General features: G+C 53.9%; 20 protein-coding genes. 8 read left to right on the forward strand and 12 right to left on the reverse strand.

The window, feature by feature from the left end; all coding sequences use genetic code 11:
* Nucleotides 1-30 precede the first annotated feature (30 nt).
* Nucleotides 31-702, forward strand: coding sequence for a response regulator transcription factor (locus ACRZ9X_RS05750; protein ID WP_480516721.1), 672 nt, complete (start codon nt 31-33; stop codon nt 700-702).
* Between the two features lie 1,063 nt (nt 703-1,765).
* Here the strand turns inward: ACRZ9X_RS05750 and ACRZ9X_RS05755 are convergent.
* A complete protein-coding gene (locus ACRZ9X_RS05755) occupies nt 1,766-2,878 on the reverse strand; it encodes a linear amide C-N hydrolase (protein WP_480516723.1) in 1,113 nt (370 codons plus the stop codon).
* Nucleotides 2,879-2,996: 118 nt separating this feature from the next.
* The gene (locus ACRZ9X_RS05760; protein ID WP_480516725.1) at nt 2,997-3,485 is read right to left on the reverse strand and encodes a hypothetical protein; all 489 of its coding nucleotides are present in this window, start codon (nt 3,483-3,485) and stop codon (nt 2,997-2,999) included.
* A gap of 153 nt (nt 3,486-3,638) precedes the next feature.
* On the opposite strand from ACRZ9X_RS05760, the gene ACRZ9X_RS05765 reads away from it, so the two are divergent.
* A complete protein-coding gene (locus ACRZ9X_RS05765) occupies nt 3,639-4,304 on the forward strand; it encodes a Crp/Fnr family transcriptional regulator (RefSeq protein ID WP_480516727.1) in 666 nt (221 codons plus the stop codon).
* Between the two features lie 180 nt (nt 4,305-4,484).
* Here ACRZ9X_RS05765 and ACRZ9X_RS05770 read toward each other — a convergent pair whose 3' ends face one another.
* Nucleotides 4,485-4,640, reverse strand: coding sequence for an ACT domain-containing protein (locus ACRZ9X_RS05770; protein ID WP_480516729.1), 156 nt, complete (start codon nt 4,638-4,640; stop codon nt 4,485-4,487).
* Between the two features lie 371 nt (nt 4,641-5,011).
* Between ACRZ9X_RS05770 and ACRZ9X_RS05775 the strand changes: the two genes are divergently transcribed.
* The 3 genes from ACRZ9X_RS05775 to ACRZ9X_RS05785 all read left to right on the forward strand — a co-directional run bounded on the left by ACRZ9X_RS05775 (nt 5,012) and on the right by ACRZ9X_RS05785 (nt 7,476).
* Nucleotides 5,012-5,788: an MBL fold metallo-hydrolase gene (locus ACRZ9X_RS05775; RefSeq protein ID WP_480516731.1), complete on the forward strand. Its 777-nt coding sequence runs from the start codon at nt 5,012-5,014 to the stop codon at nt 5,786-5,788.
* Nucleotides 5,789-5,876: 88 nt separating this feature from the next.
* Nucleotides 5,877-6,605, forward strand: a complete 729-nt coding sequence (locus tag ACRZ9X_RS05780; protein WP_480516733.1) for an SDR family oxidoreductase — start codon at nt 5,877-5,879, stop codon at nt 6,603-6,605.
* A gap of 1 nt (nt 6,606) precedes the next feature.
* Complete coding sequence (locus ACRZ9X_RS05785) at nt 6,607-7,476, forward strand: sigma-70 family RNA polymerase sigma factor (RefSeq protein WP_480516735.1); 870 nt, start codon at nt 6,607-6,609, stop codon at nt 7,474-7,476.
* Between the two features lie 204 nt (nt 7,477-7,680).
* On the opposite strand, the gene ACRZ9X_RS05790 is transcribed toward ACRZ9X_RS05785, so the two are convergent.
* From ACRZ9X_RS05790 to ACRZ9X_RS05815, 6 genes are all read right to left on the reverse strand, one after another.
* Nucleotides 7,681-8,097: a YybH family protein gene (locus tag ACRZ9X_RS05790; protein ID WP_480516737.1), complete on the reverse strand. Its 417-nt coding sequence runs from the start codon at nt 8,095-8,097 to the stop codon at nt 7,681-7,683.
* Nucleotides 8,098-8,243: 146 nt separating this feature from the next.
* Entirely contained in the window at nt 8,244-8,588 is a 345-nt protein-coding gene (locus ACRZ9X_RS05795) for a hypothetical protein (protein ID WP_480516739.1), read from the reverse strand.
* Entirely contained in the window at nt 8,564-9,028 is a 465-nt protein-coding gene (locus ACRZ9X_RS05800; protein WP_480516741.1) for a phosphate-starvation-inducible PsiE family protein, read from the reverse strand. The genes ACRZ9X_RS05795 and ACRZ9X_RS05800 overlap by 25 nt, the downstream gene beginning before the upstream one ends.
* A 49-nt stretch (nt 9,029-9,077) precedes the next feature.
* Nucleotides 9,078-9,866: a transporter gene (locus tag ACRZ9X_RS05805; protein ID WP_480516743.1), complete on the reverse strand. Its 789-nt coding sequence runs from the start codon at nt 9,864-9,866 to the stop codon at nt 9,078-9,080.
* A 40-nt stretch (nt 9,867-9,906) separates the two neighbouring features.
* Nucleotides 9,907-10,917, reverse strand: coding sequence for a DUF1254 domain-containing protein (locus ACRZ9X_RS05810; RefSeq protein ID WP_480516745.1), 1,011 nt, complete (start codon nt 10,915-10,917; stop codon nt 9,907-9,909).
* A 17-nt stretch (nt 10,918-10,934) separates the two neighbouring features.
* Nucleotides 10,935-11,990 (reverse strand): DUF1214 domain-containing protein, encoded by a 1,056-nt coding sequence (locus tag ACRZ9X_RS05815; protein ID WP_480516747.1) that lies wholly within the window; start codon nt 11,988-11,990, stop codon nt 10,935-10,937.
* 325 nt (nt 11,991-12,315) lie between these two features.
* Here ACRZ9X_RS05815 and ACRZ9X_RS05820 point away from each other — a divergent pair, with 325 nt between their 5' ends.
* The 3 genes from ACRZ9X_RS05820 (at nt 12,316) to ACRZ9X_RS05830 (ending at nt 15,787) form a co-directional block, all read left to right on the forward strand.
* Entirely contained in the window at nt 12,316-13,542 is a 1,227-nt protein-coding gene (locus tag ACRZ9X_RS05820) for an AraC family transcriptional regulator (RefSeq protein WP_480516749.1), read from the forward strand.
* Nucleotides 13,543-13,610: 68 nt separating this feature from the next.
* The gene (locus ACRZ9X_RS05825) at nt 13,611-14,348 is read left to right on the forward strand and encodes a porin family protein (RefSeq protein WP_480516751.1); all 738 of its coding nucleotides are present in this window, start codon (nt 13,611-13,613) and stop codon (nt 14,346-14,348) included.
* A gap of 263 nt (nt 14,349-14,611) precedes the next feature.
* Complete coding sequence (locus tag ACRZ9X_RS05830; RefSeq protein WP_480516753.1) at nt 14,612-15,787, forward strand: alpha/beta hydrolase; 1,176 nt, start codon at nt 14,612-14,614, stop codon at nt 15,785-15,787.
* A gap of 209 nt (nt 15,788-15,996) precedes the next feature.
* On the opposite strand, the gene ACRZ9X_RS05835 is transcribed toward ACRZ9X_RS05830, so the two are convergent.
* The 3 genes from ACRZ9X_RS05835 to ACRZ9X_RS05845 form a co-directional block, all read right to left on the reverse strand.
* Complete coding sequence (locus ACRZ9X_RS05835) at nt 15,997-16,569, reverse strand: tyrosine-type recombinase/integrase (RefSeq protein WP_480517296.1); 573 nt, start codon at nt 16,567-16,569, stop codon at nt 15,997-15,999.
* A 235-nt stretch (nt 16,570-16,804) separates the two neighbouring features.
* Complete coding sequence (locus ACRZ9X_RS05840; RefSeq protein ID WP_480516755.1) at nt 16,805-17,431, reverse strand: LysE family translocator; 627 nt, start codon at nt 17,429-17,431, stop codon at nt 16,805-16,807.
* A gap of 444 nt (nt 17,432-17,875) precedes the next feature.
* Nucleotides 17,876-18,094 carry a GDCCVxC domain-containing (seleno)protein gene (locus ACRZ9X_RS05845; protein ID WP_480516757.1) on the reverse strand — a complete coding sequence of 73 codons (219 nt, stop codon included), beginning with the start codon at nt 18,092-18,094 and terminating at the stop codon, nt 17,876-17,878.
* Between the last annotated feature and the right edge of the window lie 248 nt (nt 18,095-18,342).

The following is an 18,342-nucleotide window of genomic DNA, read 5'->3' on the forward strand; positions in this document are numbered from 1 at the left end:
TTTCGAACAGCGAAAGAGTTGAGGCACGTCATGAATATCTTGCTTGTCGAAGATGAGGCCCGCGTTGCCGATTTCATACGGCGCGGTTTATCCGCCGAGGGCTGGGCGGTGGATCATGCTCCGGATGGTGAAGATGCCTTGGAGCTTGCCGCGACAAACACCTATGACGTCATTCTTCTGGACCTGATGCTGCCCGGCATTCAGGGTCAGGACGTGTGCCGCAAGATGCGCGCCCGCAAATCGAAGACACCGATCCTGATGTTGACCGCTCTGGATAGCCCGGAAGAAAGGGTCGAAGGGCTGAAGATCGGCGCGGACGACTACCTGCCCAAGCCGTTCGACTTCGACGAGCTGATCGCGCGGGTCGAGGCACTGCATCGCCGTGCCAACGGGTATGCAAGCAATCTCAGCGACACCGAGATCATCTGCGGAGACCTGAAGTTTGATCGGACTTCGCTTCAGGTTTCGGTAGCAGGGCAAGAAATCAAGCTGTCAAAGAAAGAGCGTGATCTGTTGCTGCTCTTTCTTACCAACACAGGCCGTGTGCTGTCGCGCGAACGCATCCTGAATTCTGTCTGGGGGGTGCACGAGGACCCGTTGACAAATGTAGTCGACGTCTATGTTGGCCGCTTGCGCCGCAAGATCGGGGCCGAAGGCCAGCGGATCGTCACGCTCAGAAACGTTGGATACCGGATGGGCTGAGTGCGGTATTGGCGCAACGAAAGAAGTGACGCGTGGAACCAGAACCCGCAAATCTGTCATGATTTTCATCTTGGTGAAAAGTGACTGCAAGAAAGCACACGCATGATGCAGGGGTGGATTGATTAGCAGAACTTCGAGGGTTGGTGGATTCACAGCCCGCCCAAACCGGGGCACACCGGCATCTGACGATGCCACTCACTCCAAGAACCCGGCCAATCCTCGTGGCGGCCTTCTCCAGGTGTTTCGGCGCAGTGGAGGAGGTCGCCTATTTTGTGACCTGCGGGCTGCTGAAGGCAGTGCATGCTAGCCTTGGAGTTGTCAAATCTTATATTTTGTAGAACCAAATGTATTGTGGGAAAGTGCGCTGCATTCTGTAGGATACAGTTCTGGACATCATTACGCTACGTCAGGGATCTACATTGAAAGGCGCAGAAAGAATCTCGTTAATAATTGGTACAAAATGAGAATTTTAGAACTATGAAAACCACCTGACCGACAAGCTGACCTGCACAGGCCAATCTTACATATTTTTAAAGATCCTGAATAATTCAGTTAAACTGAATATCGCTTCTACACTCATCTGTCGGTTTGTATGAGTCGTGGGCAAGCATGTTAAGCATCATCATCTGCGCGATCGCATATGCCAGCTTTGAGTGCACCAACCTGTGGTGCGTCCTTGCAGGTGACAAAGGCGATGCGATCTCTCCGCTACTCGCGTGTCATACACCGTTTGGGTAAGCGACTCGTGTTATCACCTCAGTGGTCGTCCATCCGGTGGTACGCTCTGTGCGTGGTCTCAAACGTCCCAATCCACGGGGAAAGCCCTTTCCTCTGCACCATTCTCACATTTGCGGATCGGCCCTAAACCGAAGTTGAATGATCAGTTTGGTTTCTGCATTCGCGCCCGCTTTCCGGCCGTTCGGCGCGAATGCAAAGCCGTGTATCTTCGGACCCACGATCTGTGAACTATGGCGTCATTCGTTCTCCTGCATGGGCTGGAAAGCGAGAATAAACGTGCCCCAGCCCACGGCTGAAGCACGGTGGTCCTGAATTCCGGAGCGTTTTAGAAATCTCCTGTTCGGTCGTTAATGACAAAGTCGGTCTCGGACGGCACGAATTTGGGGGCCGTCAGACCTTCCAGCGCTTGTTTGACATCTACACTCTGCACCGTTTGAGACTTGTAGGTCTTGAAGTGATACACGCGGTTTTGGGTGTCAGAGGCTGCAGTCCAAACCGTATAGTCTGTATGCACACCTTCTGGTGTTGGCGCGCGCACGGCCCCTTTGGGGATATCAAACATATTCAGAACGTGGAACGCCTGAAAGATCGTCTCAGCTGCCGTTTCCGTCGGAAGGGCGGTTTCCTTAAACGCGACCGCGCGTACAAAACGGGACGGCGGCGTAAAATCACCGGGCAGACCAAGCATGCCAGTCCCTTCGCCAAAGGCTGACAGTGTTTCACTGCCAACGGTGATCGGTTCGCGATTTTCGGGGCGAATGTTGAGGTAATTACGTAGGTTGGTCAAATGCCAGTCATAGGTTGGATTGTTGGTTATGACGCCGACTGTATTGTCGAAAATCTTGAGCCCCTCGTCGGTCTGCTCGATCACAATCGCTGCGCCGGATGCATCAACGACCGTATAATGGACCGGGGCGTAGCTTCCGATGACATCAATATGGCTTCCAACCAGTTCAATGGTCGAGATCGCCTTGCGCACTTCTTCAACTGTACTAAACTGCCCCAGAACCCAGTTCCCAAGCTCTTCTGATGACACCGCGCGGTCGCGATTTTCATCGCTTACCTCGCCAAAGACGGCATCCCCTGCGAAGTAGAATATACCGAAATACAAGCCTTCGGTATTCATGCCATCCACGATGATCGGATATCCAAAGGCATTCGCGCCTAGAAACCCATATTTGGTGGTGTAGGTGAAGCCAGCCTCGTCGGGGTTGGCCTGCAATGTGGTGATCTCGGTTCCGGCAGGAACGGCATATAGGTCCGATTGCACATCAACACCGAACTCCATTGTCCGGGCCGGAACAATCGCGCCATCTGCTGCGCGTAGAATAATCCCGGTACACGCATAGGCATGTCCGCCGGTCAGCGCGATGCAGACTGATAGCAACAAAAGCCTGAGGTTTTGCAGAATTGGGTTTGGTGTCCTGGATCTATACATGAGAAAATCTCCATTTTTAGGTCGTACGAATTTCAGATTGCAGATTACCTTTGAGACACACCTTGGCTCGCTCAACTTCACTTATTCGGCTACGCAAGCAAGCCAGCGCCTTTCGCAGTTAGTCACCGACGGCACCGAGGTATAACTTCAGGTCAACGAGAATGCGTTGCAGGGCCATAACCTCGCTCAATGTTTCCTGCGCTTCGCGCGCTGTCGGCGCGTTATGGTCATTTATCGCGTTGGCCGCAGCCATTAATTTGGCGAATTGCTGACTGAGATCAATGATCTGATGTGGCAGTCCAAGCTTGTTAAGTTCATTCAGCCGAATGCGCCTTTCGTCCCCGCCATGCCCCCGGAACTCTCTGATGGCCTCGGTCACATATGGGAAACTGGACACCTGTTCGAGGATAGCAACCGACGTCAACGGCATAAGCCTGTCGCCGTATTCGGTGTTTCGCGAATAGTACCGGCCCAGTGTTGCTTTGGATTTTCCGGTCAAAGCGCCAGCGGCTTCGATGCCCATATCCTTGACCAAAAACTCAGTATGCTTTTTCAGATAAAGCCTAATGTCCTGTTCCGTCGCAGGATCTGGCTGTTTCGCTTTCATTCGTCCGTCCTGCAGCACCAGAAGGTGCTGACACCTGTAAGTAAAATTGCTGCACCTCTTGGCGCAAAGCATACGTTCGAAATAATGACCTTGTATTGCCCGATCCGATGACTCAGATTGTTCCGGGCTGCACAATGTTGAGATTTTTTTGGAATGGCACCTCCGATTCAAGCACGATGGCTGGCCTCGGCGCCCGATGATCTGAAAAGCGAAGTGATCGCAAAGTGTGATCGACTGACTTTGCAGCAAGATCAATCCATTTACCGCGCCGGGGATGAGGCCGGTGGAATATACGGTGTCATTTCCGGTCGCATTGATCTGCACCTGCTCCACCTGCGCGAAGGGCGTACTTTGTTGCACTGCGGAGGTCCGGGAGGTTGGATCGGAGATATGGCTGCACTTTCGGGTGAACCCCGGAAGTTCGAGCTGATTGCGGGCCGCGATAGCGAAGTGCTGCGGCTCACGCGTAGCACTTTGATGATGTTATGCGAAGCCCACCCCATTCTCTGGCGCAACCTGGCAGAGATGGTGAACACCAACATGCGCATGGGGTTTAACACCATCGAAATGCTGCGCACCGAGGACCCCACGGCGCGGGTGGCCACATGCCTGGTGAGATTGAGTGCCGGTGGCCCCGGTTGGGGTGGTACGATCTCGGTCTCACAAAGTGAACTTGCATCGCTTTGCGACATCGCCCGCAGGCGCGTCGGCATCGCACTGGAGAAGTTGGAAAGCCTCGGATACATCAAGCGCAAATATGGGCATGTCGAAATCACGGATGCGAACGGTTTGGGAGGAGCATTGCCCAAAGGGCACTAACGTTTTGATAACGTAATGCAATTGACCTAGCCTTCGACTGTGGCTGTGCTGAATACCAGTTTCATAGCACAGCCCTGCATGTGCCAGAAACTACAGGCACATCATAGTGCTTCCTGAGACGGGTCTATCGCATCCGCAGACGTTTCGCCGCAGCGTGATCCGGTAATTTGGGCATCTGGATCATGAGGAATACCAGGGGTCGGCGACCCTCAATTGCTGCGGCGAAAGACCATGGGGCATTTTTCCGGGCTCAACTGTAACAAAAACGTACAATCCGTCGATAAGAGTCGCCGAAATCGACCTTATCAATTCGTCCAAGTTTGTCTCACCAACCATGTATCACTCTCTTGCGTCTATTTTTGCGGCTGCTATTTCGATGAACCTGCCGTGGATCGACAGCAGAGAACAAGCTACTAGGCACTTTGAGATTTTGCCAAGGTTTCTGGACATTGGTCGATTTTGCAGCATCCGTCAAAAATGGGCTCGTTGCCGCCTTTCACTACTTTTTACATCAGTGACCGGTTACATCCCGAAGCCGACCTTCAAGATCCGACTTTGCAATTCTCGTGTTGCGGACTTTAGCTAACCTTCGCCGCACCTGAGCGAATGGCTGCTTGTTCGGCAGATTTCAGATTATCTTTTTGCGCCCCGTTTGGGGCATGTGATGTGTCTTCCTTCTGAGAATTTCACTTCAGTGGGAGAACAGTGTGTGTGATCAGGGAACAAGCGTCATGCCTCATGGCGCGCTGGATGAGGTTTTTCCAAGCATTTGGTTTGTTGAGGGCAAGTGGACCATGCCAGTACCCATGCGTCCGAGCATTTCGCGGTCGATGATCGTGGTGAAGACACCAGGGTCGGGCGAGCTCACACTTGTGAACAGTATGCGTCTGTCAGAAGACGGTTTGGCAGCGTTGGATGCAATTGGGCCTGTAACGTCCGTGATCCGGCTGGCCTCGATGCATGGCGCTGATGACGCCTTCTATCGCGAGCGATACAACGCCACCGTCTATGCGCTTGAAGACACCACCTATCAGCGCGGTCTGAGCGCAAACGCGGACGCCGCGCAGTCCTACTTTGCGCCGGATGTTTTCTATGGCGCCAGTACAGTTCTGCCCATACAAAACTGTCGCGTCCTGATTATGGATAGCCCCTCACTCCGCGAGGCGTCCCTGCTGATCGAAGATCACGGCGGTATCTTGTTGAGCGGAGACTACTTTCACAACACACCGGTGCCGACCGAATACAACAATCGTGCCGCCAAGGTATTTCTGAGATTGGCCGGGTTGTTTCGCCCTGCGAATATTGGCGTGGCCTGGTTCATGATGACCAAACCAGAGGCCGAGGATTTGCTTTCGCTTCTCGATATTGATTTTGACCACGTGCTGCCCATCCATGGTAAGCCTGTGATTGGCAATGCGAAGGCACAATATGAACCGGCCATTCGAAAGTTTGCGCGCAAGGCAGCCAAAAGAGCTCAAAAATAGCGGATACTCAAAAAAATTCTAAGACCGCGCCCCGTTCTCTGTCCACCAGGTGTCTTACCTTCAATCGGCTGACAAAGAGGAGATGATAGTGACCAGGAAGATACTCATCCTCGGCGCCGGACGTGGCGTGGGCCGCGCAACAGCAACCGCGCTCTCCAAAGAAGGGCACAACGTTACCGCTGTGGCACGGACGAAATCGGATCTGGAAAGTTTAGCAGCCGAGACCCCCGGCATCACAATCGACGCCTGCGATGCATCGAGAGAGGGTGCGATTGCAGAGCTTTTGCGACGCCACTCGCCCGAAACTGTGCTGCAAATCGGCGGCATCAAACCAAAGATGGGCATGTTGAGCGGGTTTAGTTGGTCAGAGTTCAGCGCCCCATGGCACAGCGATACCAAAATGAGCTTTGACCTCGCGCAAGCCGCCCTCAACAGCGCTCTGCCTAACGGCGGCAGCGTGATCGCTTTCGCGAGCGGTGCTGCGTTGAATGGTTCCCCATTGTCAGGCGGTTATGCGGGTGCCAAGCGAATGCAGCATTTCGTTATGAACTATGCGCAAATGGAGGCGGACAAACGCGATCTTGGGCTGACCTTCACCACCGTCTATCCCAATCAATTGATCGCGGGCACCGAAATCGCTAACGAGGCCTCCGCCGCATATGGCAAGATGCAAGACGGAGATGCCGCCAGTTTCATGAGCCAGTGGGATGCCCCGCTGACACCCGATGGCGTTGCCGTTCACATGCGTGCTTTGGTGACCAAACCCCAAAAGGGGGCTTTTGGCGTCGATGGGTCCCGCATGGTAGCACTGTCGTGACATGAGCAACGCGCAGTTTTCGAAAGACAACGATCTGAACGCCGAGATCGCCAAGCTGCGGCCGGAATTGCACCGCTTTCTTTCGCGCATGATGGGATCGGTATTCGACGGTGAGGACGTGCTGCAAGACACACTGATCGCCGCATTGCGTGCGCTCGAAGCCGGAACCGAGGTTGAGAACTTGCGGGCCTGGTTGTTCCGGATTGGCCGTAACACTGCGCTCAATGCCATCCGTGCGCGCAAATCGGAGCAGGCTATGAAGGACCGACTGACGCAATTCGAAGCGATCACGCGCACGTTGCCTCTATCAGGCGGTACGTCCGACGCACTGCGCCCGCTGATGGCCTTAACACCCAGGCAGCGCAGCGCTGTAATCTTATTTGATGTTCTGGGCTACAACGCCACTGAAGTCGCCGAAATCTCGGACACAAGCGTCGATGCCGTGAGGGCTGCGTTGAAACGCGGACGCGCCGCATTGCGCACTGCGCCGGAAGCCAACCCAGTCGTGCTGAGCGACAAGGACAAGGTGCTCTTGGATCATTACACGACCTGCTTCAACGCACATGACTTCGATACCATCCGGGCCATGCTCGCGGACGAGGTGTCCCTGGATGTGGTCAGCATCGAACATCGCAGGGGTGCCATTCCGGTGGGCGGTTATTTCACCAACTACTCCAAGGCCACCGATTGGCTCATGGTTCCCGGCCAAGTTGATGCCGCGCCGACGGTGCTGGTCTTCGACCGCGAGACCCCTGTCAACACGCCCCTTTACGTCATTCGCCTGACATTTACCGGCCATAAACTGCTTAGAATTCAGGATTTTCGCTATGCTCGATACCTCATGCAAGATGTTCACTGGCAACGTCTGTAGCCCTGTTCCCGGAAGATGAGTTGATCCAATAAGACTTTCCGGCGGCATTGCCGCACAGCCCGCTCACCGAAGTATGAGTAACGCAAGGAGAACACATGACGTAGAAGTCGTTCGCTGCGCGTTGCTCGAACTGGTAAGATGCGGATAGAAGCAGACTTTTACCAGACGACAATCAATGTCCGCTTTATGACTTGTTCGGTTGCTTCACTTTTTTCCTTGCCAGCCGGAAGTGCAGGTTACAGCAACAGTAAATCGCCAGCCATCGTCAAATCTCCGAGCTACATAGTGCCCATCTATCACTTCGATGGATGATCCATCCTTCCTTAGACGCGCCACACTCTTCGCATCAACGACCGCCATCTGCTCCCCACAGGCTTGAGCCGAAATCTCGCTGACTTCTGTGTGGCTGAAACCGTCTGCTTCCAGTCCTGCAAATACCTTCTCGAGCAGCACAACAAAACTGGCCCTGTCAGAAATCGGTATATCTATTCCGGGGAGAGCGTAAAAAGCGGGTTCTGAAAAACAATTGGCGACGCCCTCAAAATCACGACTGTTCCAAGCACTCAGAAACTGAACATAGAGTGCTTGAATTGCATCCGTCGGGTCTGAAAAGTTCGACATTCTTAATCTCCACCTTGTTTAAACGGACATTCGTGTGCGCTGCAGCATTTGTCAAAATGGGCTCAGAGCGGTCATCTGACAACTTCTGTCAGCATTCAAAGGGCTCCCAGCGTGCCAGAGGTCGGCTCTGCGGACAAAGCCGCAGTTCACTTTCTGGACGGTGCTGACGCAGCATATTTTAGCAGTCGCTGCACACGCCTTACTGCAACGCAGCGCACGTCGCCGAAGCAGTCGTTAACTGGCACCAATTTGGACCGAACCGGCACCTCGTTTTCGCTGCTGGTAGTGCAGACGTTCGAGACGCAGACGAAGCGATCTTTCGTCGGACAAGTGCCAAGGTCTGCTTTCGGATTTTTGGGATTGTCGAACGTTTTTTCTTTGGCTGAATAAGTAGCAAATTGCAAAAAAGCACCAATGTCGACGATTTCGCTTAGGCTAGCATCGATAAAGGCGTCCTTGGAATTTCCTACTTGCCACGCCACAACAACCAATACGTGACTCCAAACGCCAGACCGAGTCCAGAATACCCAACGAAATAAAGCGGCTCCAGGTCCGTCGTGTCGAGTGTGATGACCTTTCTGGCAACGGCCATCAGGGCAGTTGCAACTACCAGCTTCACATGTATGACATCGGCCGTCAGGTAAAGCGTGACATTCGTGTAAATCTCGATGGCGATCAGTACGACAAGCGCGGCCGCAAAAACCTCCAACAGATCACTGACGTCAAGAACCAGGACCGGCGGACTTATAAGCTTGATGTAGAACGAGTAGCCGGCGTCGATGACGGCAAATCCGATCACAACGACCATGAACAAAGACATCACACGAACGGCGTGTCGAATGAGCCGATTGCAGCTTCTGACAATCAGATCCTCATGATCTGGGTCAAGCTCGACATGCGCTTGCGCATTGCGTTGCATCTGATCGGCCATCAAGACCTCCCTATTTTCGACGTTTCATGAACTATCCTTCAGCCAAACGTCAGCGGCCTCTGGGCAAGACGACCTGAGCCTGCAATCGTAGGCGAACGCCCTCGGCACCCACCTCGGGCGCTTCCAGCCAGTAGCCCGCCCCCGCTTGCAGATTGACTGGCAGCGCCCCCCATTGGACCAGCTTGGAGATCGAAGCGTTTATAGGCACAGCCCAGGCTTCAGTTTCCCAGTCATAGGTGCTTTCGCTTTGCAGCGAATAGGTCCACGCGCCTTCGGTGGAATAAGCAAGAAAGGGCTGGAGAAAACTAACATTCGTGGGGGTGTCGGGGTTGCTTTCCAAGTCCCACAGATGATTGGCCAGCGCACCATAAGTCCACGGCCCCGTCTGCCGCAGGGCAATCCCGGTAATCCCAGCGGCCCATGTATCACTCGATACGTCGCTAAAAGTTGGAAAGCGCACAACGGGACCAACGCCCCACGTTACGTCCCCGGTTCCGATTGGCGAGAACCAGGCAGAGAACAGGATATCTCCGAACCCCTCCTGTCGTGTGCCCGGCACAACGTCTTCCTGCCAGATGTAAGGAATGATAGTTCGTGTGATCAGGTTAAGGTCATCGTTCAGTTGAAAAGGCACGACTGGTTGAAAGTTCAGCGTGGTGCGCGAGCCCTGATCAGAGACGCCCAGATTTTCATCATAGTTCAATTGAAATGGAACCGAGACGATTGCCGCAAGTGGATTGGCCAGTTCTTGGGCCAGATCGGATGCCTCGTCTGCAACGGTTGTGGTTCCGGCACTGGCTGCAAAAAGCAGCCCCAAAAGAGTAAGGGATCGACGCATAGCCGTGTACTCCTTTTGAAATGCGGGTTGGGCGAGTGGCCTAGTTGATCGGCTCTAATTTCGGGAAGGCCCAATTACCGTTCAGGATTGCATCCTCCGGCTCATAGAGGCGGATCGCGTAGTTCCAGCCCGGAGTAATCGGCAAACAGTTAACGCGGCCATCGTCGCACCCGCCGAAATGCAACGTGACCGAGCCGTCCTCTGCCGCTTCGGCTGTGTAGCCATTATAGCTGTTTACGCCCAGATCATTGGCTTCCAGAAAGCCGTCACCGTTATAGACAGTCACTGACCAGAACGCCCGAACCGGCACATCCTTGACCGTTACCGCATGTGGTGTCTCGCCGTCATTCTGATCGACCGCGTCCAACATGTAGATCGCGGCCTCAGGCGGAAGCCCGCCCCAACCCGAGAACGCACCGACCAGAAACTGAACCGGATCAATATCGTCTTTGGTTCTGCCAAAGGCCCGTGCTGTATCGGTGCCCAGCAAGGATAAGTCGTTTATCGCCTGACGCGCAGTGGCAAGCTGTTCGGTGTTCCAGTTGGGCGCATCAAACGGGCCCGTCCCCCCGCCGCTGACGACAATTCCATCCTGTGCCGCTTGCGCGGCGGCAATATCATCCGGGTCAGTTACATCGACGAATGTGCGAAACGCGATGAAACCAAAGCGCGTACCAAGGTCTTCCTGTGTGATTTGATACATGCCGGGCTCTGCCTCGGCGTACATGAAGTGATCCTGATTGATGACATGCATCGAGATATAGCGGCCATCCGCCACGGGGAGCGTCACTTCGACGGGTTTGCTCAAATCCAGCAAGATGCCGGAGTAGAGCGTGTCCTGATTCATGCGGATAACCGGCTGGTTGTCCGGTGTGGTGGCTTCGCGCATATGCCCTAACTCGCCAACAGCGAGGCCGAGATTGGCCATGTTGGTGCGAAACATGTGATCTGTCTCGGCACGCACAAGGGTGTCGACGGTTACATCGACAATGTCTTCGGCCCAAACGCCTGTCGGGAGTGTAAGCGCGACTGTCAGAAGAAGCTTTTTCATCGTAAGCATCCTGTTGTTCAGTTTGCGGGTTCTACGGAGGGGAAGACCCAGCTTCCGTCGATGACCTCTGGGCCCGGCTGATAAAGGCGCACGGCATAGTTCCAGCCATCCATGATCGGGAGACAGTTCACGCGTCCGTCGTCGCAACCGCCGAAATGCACGGTCACACTGCCATCATCATTCTTGGTGCCAGAGACCGAATTGACCACATACGAGTCGAGGGAATTGAGTTCAAAAAACCCGTCTGCATTATAGAGGCTCACGGACCAGAACGCGTTCACTGGCACATCCGCTGGGACCTGGATTTTGTATTCTCCAAGCGGCACGCCGGGCTCGATATTGAGGTAAAAGGCCTCGTCTTCGGGCAGTCCACCAAAGCCGACTGCTGTGCCAAGGAAATGGCGTAACGGGTCTATATGATCTGCCGTACCAAAAGTCCGGGCGCTGTCTGTGGCGAACCTGCCCAGCTCAACCGCTGCTTGGCGCAGGGCCTCAAAGCTATCCGCGTCGTAATTGGGCATCTCGAAGGGTGTCGCGGAGGCGGCATTAATGGTGAAACCGTCCTGAATTGCATTGACCGCCGCAACATCCTTGGGGTTTTCGGCATCCACCAGTATTCTCATGAAAACAAGCACGTAAGGGGTATGGAACGTTTCCATGTCAAGCTGGAACACACCGCCACCTTCGAACACTTCATTGATAAAATGATCTTGATTGACCACCATCGTCGTCATGTATCGGTCGCCCACATCGGGCAGAGTCAAGGTTGCGCCTTTGCTGATATCAATTACCGCAACGCTGTAGAGCGTGTCGCGGTTCATCCGAATGGTGGGCTGATTGTCGATGGGGGTGGGTTCTTTGAAATGAAAGAACTGATTTACGCCTCCGGCCAGGCCATTGTACGTCTTCAGTTCGTTGTCTGTAGCAGCCCGAACAAAGTTGTTTATGGTAATGGGCACTTCGTATGTCTCTGCAAGTGCATCGACCGTGGTATCAAAGCTCTGAGCGGTCGCTGTGCTTCCGATCAGAGCAGCTAAAGCAGCAAGTTTCCAGTGTTTGTGCGTGGGATTCATAGTTTGTCCGCTCCACTAGCCAATTACAGAAATGTATTGCTAGATGGTCCCGGCAGCTGATCAAATGCGCACTCTCGCGCCTCTCATTTTGTTGTTTTTGAAACGCTACAATTGAAGCCGTGGCCATCTCTCTCCAACAAACCACAAAGTTCGAATGTATGCCCTGACAGATTGGAGCGGCCACCTCCGAAAACTGGCCCAAAATGACAGGTAGCGGCAGCGCGCCGGCCAGCAACTAGATACTCTCTTTGTGTATTGACCCAGCGGCGGGCCTATTATTCATGTTGTGATGTCAGCCTGTTAGAGCGCACTCTCTGCGGGTAGCGTGGTTCCATTCGGTTGTGCCTTTACCAGCGGGCACCTGACCTTTTTACCTCAAAAAGTGACTTCAGCTTTGACGCAGGTCAGGGACACTGAGCCGCGCTGGTCTATGCTTGACCTGCCCGGCCTTTCAGTTGCGATACCTAAGGGAGTTATGATGACAGGGCAGGACGCGCATGCTCAACACAGAACACCACCGCTTACACGCGGGCGGGTCATCATCCCGCTTTTGCTTGCGTTTCAAGAATCCGGTCAATCTGTAGAAAATCTCCTTGCGGAATTCGATCTATCCTTCTCGGAGTTGAGCGCTCCGAGTTGTTTCATTCCGCACGACACTGTCTATGCCGTGTTTGAAGCCGTCGCACAAAAGACATCCCCAGACTTTCCAGCACTTGTTGGTCAAACTTCAGATCCGACGATTGCATCCCCATTCGGACAGGCCTTTCGCGTCGCAAAATCGCTGGCTGATTTCATTGCCAGGTTCTGCGTTCATGCGGGAAACAATACAAATGCGGTCACCATAACACTTGATGTCTCTGGCGAGTTCGCCGTGCTGTCCGCCAAACGCAGGTTCACGCCATGCTGTTCGCCCGCCTATATGGATGCGTTTCAGATCAGTCGATGGGCTACGTTGCTGCATGAAACCGCAGGCCAACGTTGGGAGGCGAATAAGGTTCTTGTGCGGGTGAACCGTCCTGATCTGCTCCCGTCTTACTTCTACGGTATCCGGGCGGTAGGCGCGGGCACAGACGGGTATTCCATCCGCTTCCCAAGTGCCTGGCTTTTGTTTGAACTGGTTAACCGAACTGCGACCGATTACGTGTCGACCACTCAGGACGACAAAAACCCTGTGCCTACAGACCTGTTGAGTTCGATCCAAAGCGTTGCCAATTCAATGGTCGGACGCACGGACTTGTCGGTTACAACCCTCTCCAAAGCATGCGGTTTTCGAGGCGCGGTTCTCAACCGACGGCTTGCTGCCTATGGAACATCACTGTCTCGCATCGTCATCGAAGCCAAATGTGACCAGGCAAAATACTTGCTTTCCAAGTCTGAATTGTCGGTGGGCGATATCGCTGCTCAGTTGGGGTATTCTGACGCTACCGCAATGACACGGGCCTTCAAGAAATGGACGGGTCAGACACCGTCGGAGTTTCGCGCCCGTGAAATGAACTTCGTTAAGGCATCTGTTCCGATACTCGACCCGGTCGAATGCAATTGTGAAACGTAACAGGAATACGACGCGGCTCATCTTTTTGCCGCGTTTCAAACTTGGGATTGAAATAAGGGGAGCAGGTCATGGAATTCACACAGGTAAGGAGTTTCTTGGGCAGCTTTCTGGTTGCGTCGACTACGCTGCTCTACGGTTCTCCAGCAGTGGCTCAGGACTCTGGTTGGAGCTTCTACGGCAGTTTCTACACCTATGGCGCGGATACCGAGACAACCATTGGCCCCTTGGAATCGGAACTGAGCTTCAGCGACGCACTTGAGAATCTGGACCTCGCCTTTATGGGCACGGTTGAGGCGCGACACGGTCGATGGTCACTGATCGCAGACTATATGCGCACAGATCTGACATTTGAAGGCGACACCCCTGGCCCGGTGTTCAGCGGCGCAGAAACTAGCCTGAAGACGCAGTTCTTTAGCGGGTGTGCGGCGTACACGGTCTATCAGGACCAATCTCTGGATGTCGATCTCGGTGGCGGGCTTAGTTGGTTTGATACCAGCAGCACAATCACACTGGGCGGCGGCCCCAGCCCGGCACTAAGTTCAAAATCCAGCGACGATTGGATCGACCCCATGATTGCAGCCCGCATCTGGTATCAGATCAATGACCGCTGGTCGGTAATTGCCTTGGCTGACTATGGCGGATTTCGCTCAAATCGCGAAACGGCGCAATTTGTAGCTACCATGGGTTATGCCGTCACTCCAAAGTGGAATTTGCGCGAAGGTTATCGCTACATCATGGTAGACAAAGGTGAAGGTGACAGCAGGTTCAAGCTCTCACAACCCAGACCCTTGTTGGGTGTGACATAAAGCTTTTGAGTAAGGGCATTATGCGAAAGGTGGCCATGCCGAACACAAACAGGTCTGAAGTGTCGAAGTTGCGCCAAGACGCGAGCAGCGGTTCTGACATGTTGGGGCCAGGCAATTGCAGCCGGATGCGAACAGTCGGACAAAGGCAATTGAGGCAAGCAACGACGAGGCGACTGATTACCAGAGCTTTGCCTGCGGCAACCGTGTGTTCGTTCTGTGTCCTTGCTGCCTGCGGGCCAAATATCTATGACGAAATTAAGCTGATGCCCTCCCCAACGGTCTATGCCGAAGCTGCTTTTGACCCTTACACGGACATCACGGCAGACAATTTCGTGCAGCGTTCGCAGCTATTCTACGCCACAGATCGTCTGCCCGCGGTTCCCGGCGACCCACAAGCCTATTACAACAATGAGCGCGGTCACATTCTGCGCACCGGCGTTGCCGATGTGCAAAGCAACCCCCCGCTGGCGACGTTGGAAAAGCTTCGCCACGTTACTATGACGCGCGACCGCGCTAAGGACTACACGCTCAGTTTATCTGACGTACAAGAGATTGGTATCATGCCGTTCAGCGTCACGCGCTACATGAACGATCCACCTTCGCAACAGGAGATGAAAGCGGCCGGTCTTCGGTTTGCCCAACGGGTTGACGATCAGCTTGCAGCTTCTCGCAACAAAGACGTTTTCATCTATATACATGGCTACAATGTCGATTTCGATTACTCGACCCTTGTTTCCAAAGAGTTGCAGCACTTTTTGGGCTATCAGGGCGCTTTCATCAGCTACAACTGGCCCGCTACACCCAAACGCCTGGCGTATTTTCGGGATCAGGAATCTGCATTGGCGACGCGTCGCAATTTGCGGTCTCTTGTCGAATACCTGTCGGCAAACACCAACGCCCGGCGCATTCACCTTATAGGATACAGCGCTGGGTCCAGGCTCGCATTTGAAGCCGCCTATCAGATTGCTTTGCAGCCTGAACCAAAGCCGCGGCTGGGACGGCTGATCCTGATCAGCAGCGATCTTGATCGAAGCTACTTTTTGCAATCGATTGAAGACGGCCTATTGGATGCCGTTACAGATGTGACACTCTATCAATCGCAGACCGATTCAGCGCTGGCGATGTCACGGTTGGTCTTCGGTCGCGACCGTCTGGGTCAGGTTTCCGATGAAGCAATAAACGGGTCTCTGTTTCAGCGCCGACTTTCTGAGATGAAAACCCTACACATCATCGACGTGACCGAGGCCGAAGCGGCCGATACAGGAAACGGGCATTGGTATTTCCGATCTTCGCCCTGGGCCAGCAGTGACCTATTCATTTCTCTGCTTACAGACCGAGATCCTCAAGCGCGCGGGCTTGTGCGTGCTCCCGGCGAAGCTGTCTGGAGTTTTCCACCGAATTACCCTCAGATACTACAGCGCTATCGAAATGGCAGTTAGCACTTTGATTCCAACAGGTTAGAACCACTGGAACCAGATTTTGATTATATTTTATGAGACTCACAACGCACCTAGAATGCTCAGCGCAAAGCTGACGTTTGAGTAACGCGCAGCACCGGTGGAAGTGGGGCTTGCCACCGACCAACGCCGCGCGATAGACGGACACCCGCTTTGATATGGCGAACGGCAAGGCCGTTCGCCAAGGTGGCTTAGATATCGGTGCGCTCAGCGATGCTCAAAGCATCTTCGAGTTCAACGCCCAGGTATCGGACAGTGCTGTCTACCTTGGCGTGACCCAGTAGCAGTTGTACGGCCCGGAGGTTGCCAGTTTTTCGATAAATCTCCGCTGCCTTTGTCCTGCGGAGCGAATGCGTACCGTATCCGCTCGGCTCAAGTCCGATTGCCGTCACCCAGTCGCGAACGAGCCGTCCGTACTGGCGGGTCGAGATGTGCGGGCGGTCATGGAAACGGCTGGGGAACATGAAACGACACGTAAACATCTCGGGCGATTTGACCCAAACCAGGACAGTTTCGCGCGTGTTTTCTGTCAGTTCGAACTGGACCGGTCGCTTGGTCTTGCTTTGGATGACAGAAACGCGTTCGCGAACGCGACCATCCTTCACCAGATCAGACACAGCCAGTTTCACCAAGTCACAACCGCGTAGCTTGCTGTCGATGGCGACGTTGAACAAAGAAAGGTCGCGCAGGTTACTGGCTAGTTCGAGCCGTGCCCGGATCGCCCAAACCTGTTTAGGCAACAGGGGTCGCTTCTGACCGATGATGCGGCCTTTGTTCCATGCTTTTCATTTGGGGGTGACTGCGGGTAGTTGGACTCTTGGCATGATTTGCTCTCCGATCCCCCCTCCGCGCCCCTCATCAGCACCGCGCTGACGGGACAATTTTACAGGTGGAGCGAAGCGCCGGCGTCAGAGATGCAAGAAGTGTGTCATCGCCGCAGGAACAATAGACAGCTCAGAGCCCAATGTGTCAGATGCCGCGCGTTGCATGAGTGCCCGCTTACTGACTCAAAATACGAACCCCCAACGCACCCAGAAAGAAACCAGCTATGCGATCAATGATCTTTGATGCCTTAGCATAGAGTTCGCGGATACGTCTGATCGAAAACATGGTTGCAACCAAGCTGTACCAGATGAATTCATTTAAGAAGATGACTGCCAAGACCAATGTAAGCAGCAAGGGTGATGGAGATTGAGGAAGAAGCGTTGTCAATATCGAGCCCATGAATATCACAACTTTTGGGTTCGAAAGCTGGATCATGAGCCCCTTGTTAAATGCTCCCAAGCTTGTCTTCGCCGCCACCGTGTGGTCTCCGGTTGTATCAACAATATCATCACTACGAAGTAGTTTGAATGCGAGAAAAATTAAGTAAAGCGCTCCGGCTGTCTTTACAATGACATACACCCACGGCACCGCTGTAAAGAGAATTCCTAACCCAAAGATCGCAGCGAACGCCCAGATAATTGAGCCGACGCCGAAACCGAGCGCATTGGCAACACCTGCTTGCCGAGATACGGAAATTGACGTCTGAGTGGCTACGATGAGACTTGGGCCAGGGCTGATGACAGCGAGCAGATGAAACAGCCAGAAACCACCCAAAACCGCTACGATGCTAAGACTGTCCAAACCGAAATCCTCTGATTAACTCAATCCGAACATCGCACCCGCCGTACAATGTGTCCACTGCCCAAAGCAGACCTTGTTCGCAGTACATTGAACAGTAGCCTCGTCCGCGTCTCGCGCATTGCCTGATGAAGTTTCGCTGCGCTCGGCACAAATGGCCGCCCTTGTCGCCGCCGCGCCGTATTCAAGATGATGCCAGTGCGGCAAAACTCGCGCTGCGAGCGCGCGCAGCGAGAAAATCGAATTCACAGGTTGGGCTCGGAGCGGACATCTGTTGCCGCGCAGTATCGTGTCATCAAGGAAATATGGCGTCGTTGTGGTCGGCCCATACCCGCCGTTGACCATAACGTCCTAGTGCTGCGGTGCGGCCCGCCAGACCGACTTTCGCTGCGCTGCCGAAATCCTGACCCATTAGAATTCACGCATCACAGGACGAAGCAGACTTTGTCATCCGCAACAACTATCGCCATTCTGGATTGGTGGGCAAGGCACAGTGGCATAGGAGCAGTAGACACAACAGTCCCCTGCCAATGGCTTCAAGACCGCTGCGCAAGACTTGCATTCATAGAACCACTGGCAAGCATCTGTCGGCATTATTTCGGTTTCGCTGTGGCCGCATTTCGGGCACGTCAGGGTGCTTTCAAGTACTACGGTTTGCTCTGTCATTGTTTCACATCTGCATTATCAGGTAATCGTTGATCCGGGCCTCGTTAAAGACGACGACCCACGCTAACACGGTGATTGCGGTCGTCCCCGAAAGCCACCATTTCAACTTTGTTAGGGAACCGCGCTTATAAGATACAAGCCACGATATAGCGACAAGCGCCGTCGAAATCGCCAATACGTAGTAGCTTGCCGCCGCGATCTTTCCGAAAATGGCTAGCCAACTACCTCCTAGTCCCAGCAACATCATT

The organism is Ruegeria sp. AL1 (genome assembly GCF_056540905.1).

Excerpts from the sequence above, each read along its gene's own strand:
- ACRZ9X_RS05825 (WP_480516751.1), top strand. The coding sequence starts at position 13,611 with ATGGAATTCACACAGGTAAGGAGTTTCTTGGGCAGCTTTCTGGTTGCG.
- ACRZ9X_RS05845 (WP_480516757.1), bottom strand. The coding sequence starts at position 18,094 with ATGACAGAGCAAACCGTAGTACTTGAAAGCACCCTGACGTGCCCGAAA.
- ACRZ9X_RS05785 (WP_480516735.1), top strand. The coding sequence starts at position 6,607 with ATGAGCAACGCGCAGTTTTCGAAAGACAACGATCTGAACGCCGAGATC.
- ACRZ9X_RS05805 (WP_480516743.1), bottom strand. The coding sequence starts at position 9,866 with ATGCGTCGATCCCTTACTCTTTTGGGGCTGCTTTTTGCAGCCAGTGCC.
- ACRZ9X_RS05770 (WP_480516729.1), bottom strand. The coding sequence starts at position 4,640 with ATGGTTGGTGAGACAAACTTGGACGAATTGATAAGGTCGATTTCGGCG.
- ACRZ9X_RS05790 (WP_480516737.1), bottom strand. The coding sequence starts at position 8,097 with ATGTCGAACTTTTCAGACCCGACGGATGCAATTCAAGCACTCTATGTT.
- ACRZ9X_RS05755 (WP_480516723.1), bottom strand. The coding sequence starts at position 2,878 with ATGTATAGATCCAGGACACCAAACCCAATTCTGCAAAACCTCAGGCTT.
- ACRZ9X_RS05760 (WP_480516725.1), bottom strand. The coding sequence starts at position 3,485 with ATGAAAGCGAAACAGCCAGATCCTGCGACGGAACAGGACATTAGGCTT.
- ACRZ9X_RS05765 (WP_480516727.1), top strand. The coding sequence starts at position 3,639 with ATGGCACCTCCGATTCAAGCACGATGGCTGGCCTCGGCGCCCGATGAT.
- ACRZ9X_RS05830 (WP_480516753.1), top strand. The coding sequence starts at position 14,612 with ATGCCCTCCCCAACGGTCTATGCCGAAGCTGCTTTTGACCCTTACACG.
- ACRZ9X_RS05750 (WP_480516721.1), top strand. The coding sequence starts at position 31 with ATGAATATCTTGCTTGTCGAAGATGAGGCCCGCGTTGCCGATTTCATA.
- ACRZ9X_RS05810 (WP_480516745.1), bottom strand. The coding sequence starts at position 10,917 with ATGAAAAAGCTTCTTCTGACAGTCGCGCTTACACTCCCGACAGGCGTT.
- ACRZ9X_RS05815 (WP_480516747.1), bottom strand. The coding sequence starts at position 11,990 with ATGAATCCCACGCACAAACACTGGAAACTTGCTGCTTTAGCTGCTCTG.
- ACRZ9X_RS05800 (WP_480516741.1), bottom strand. The coding sequence starts at position 9,028 with ATGGCCGATCAGATGCAACGCAATGCGCAAGCGCATGTCGAGCTTGAC.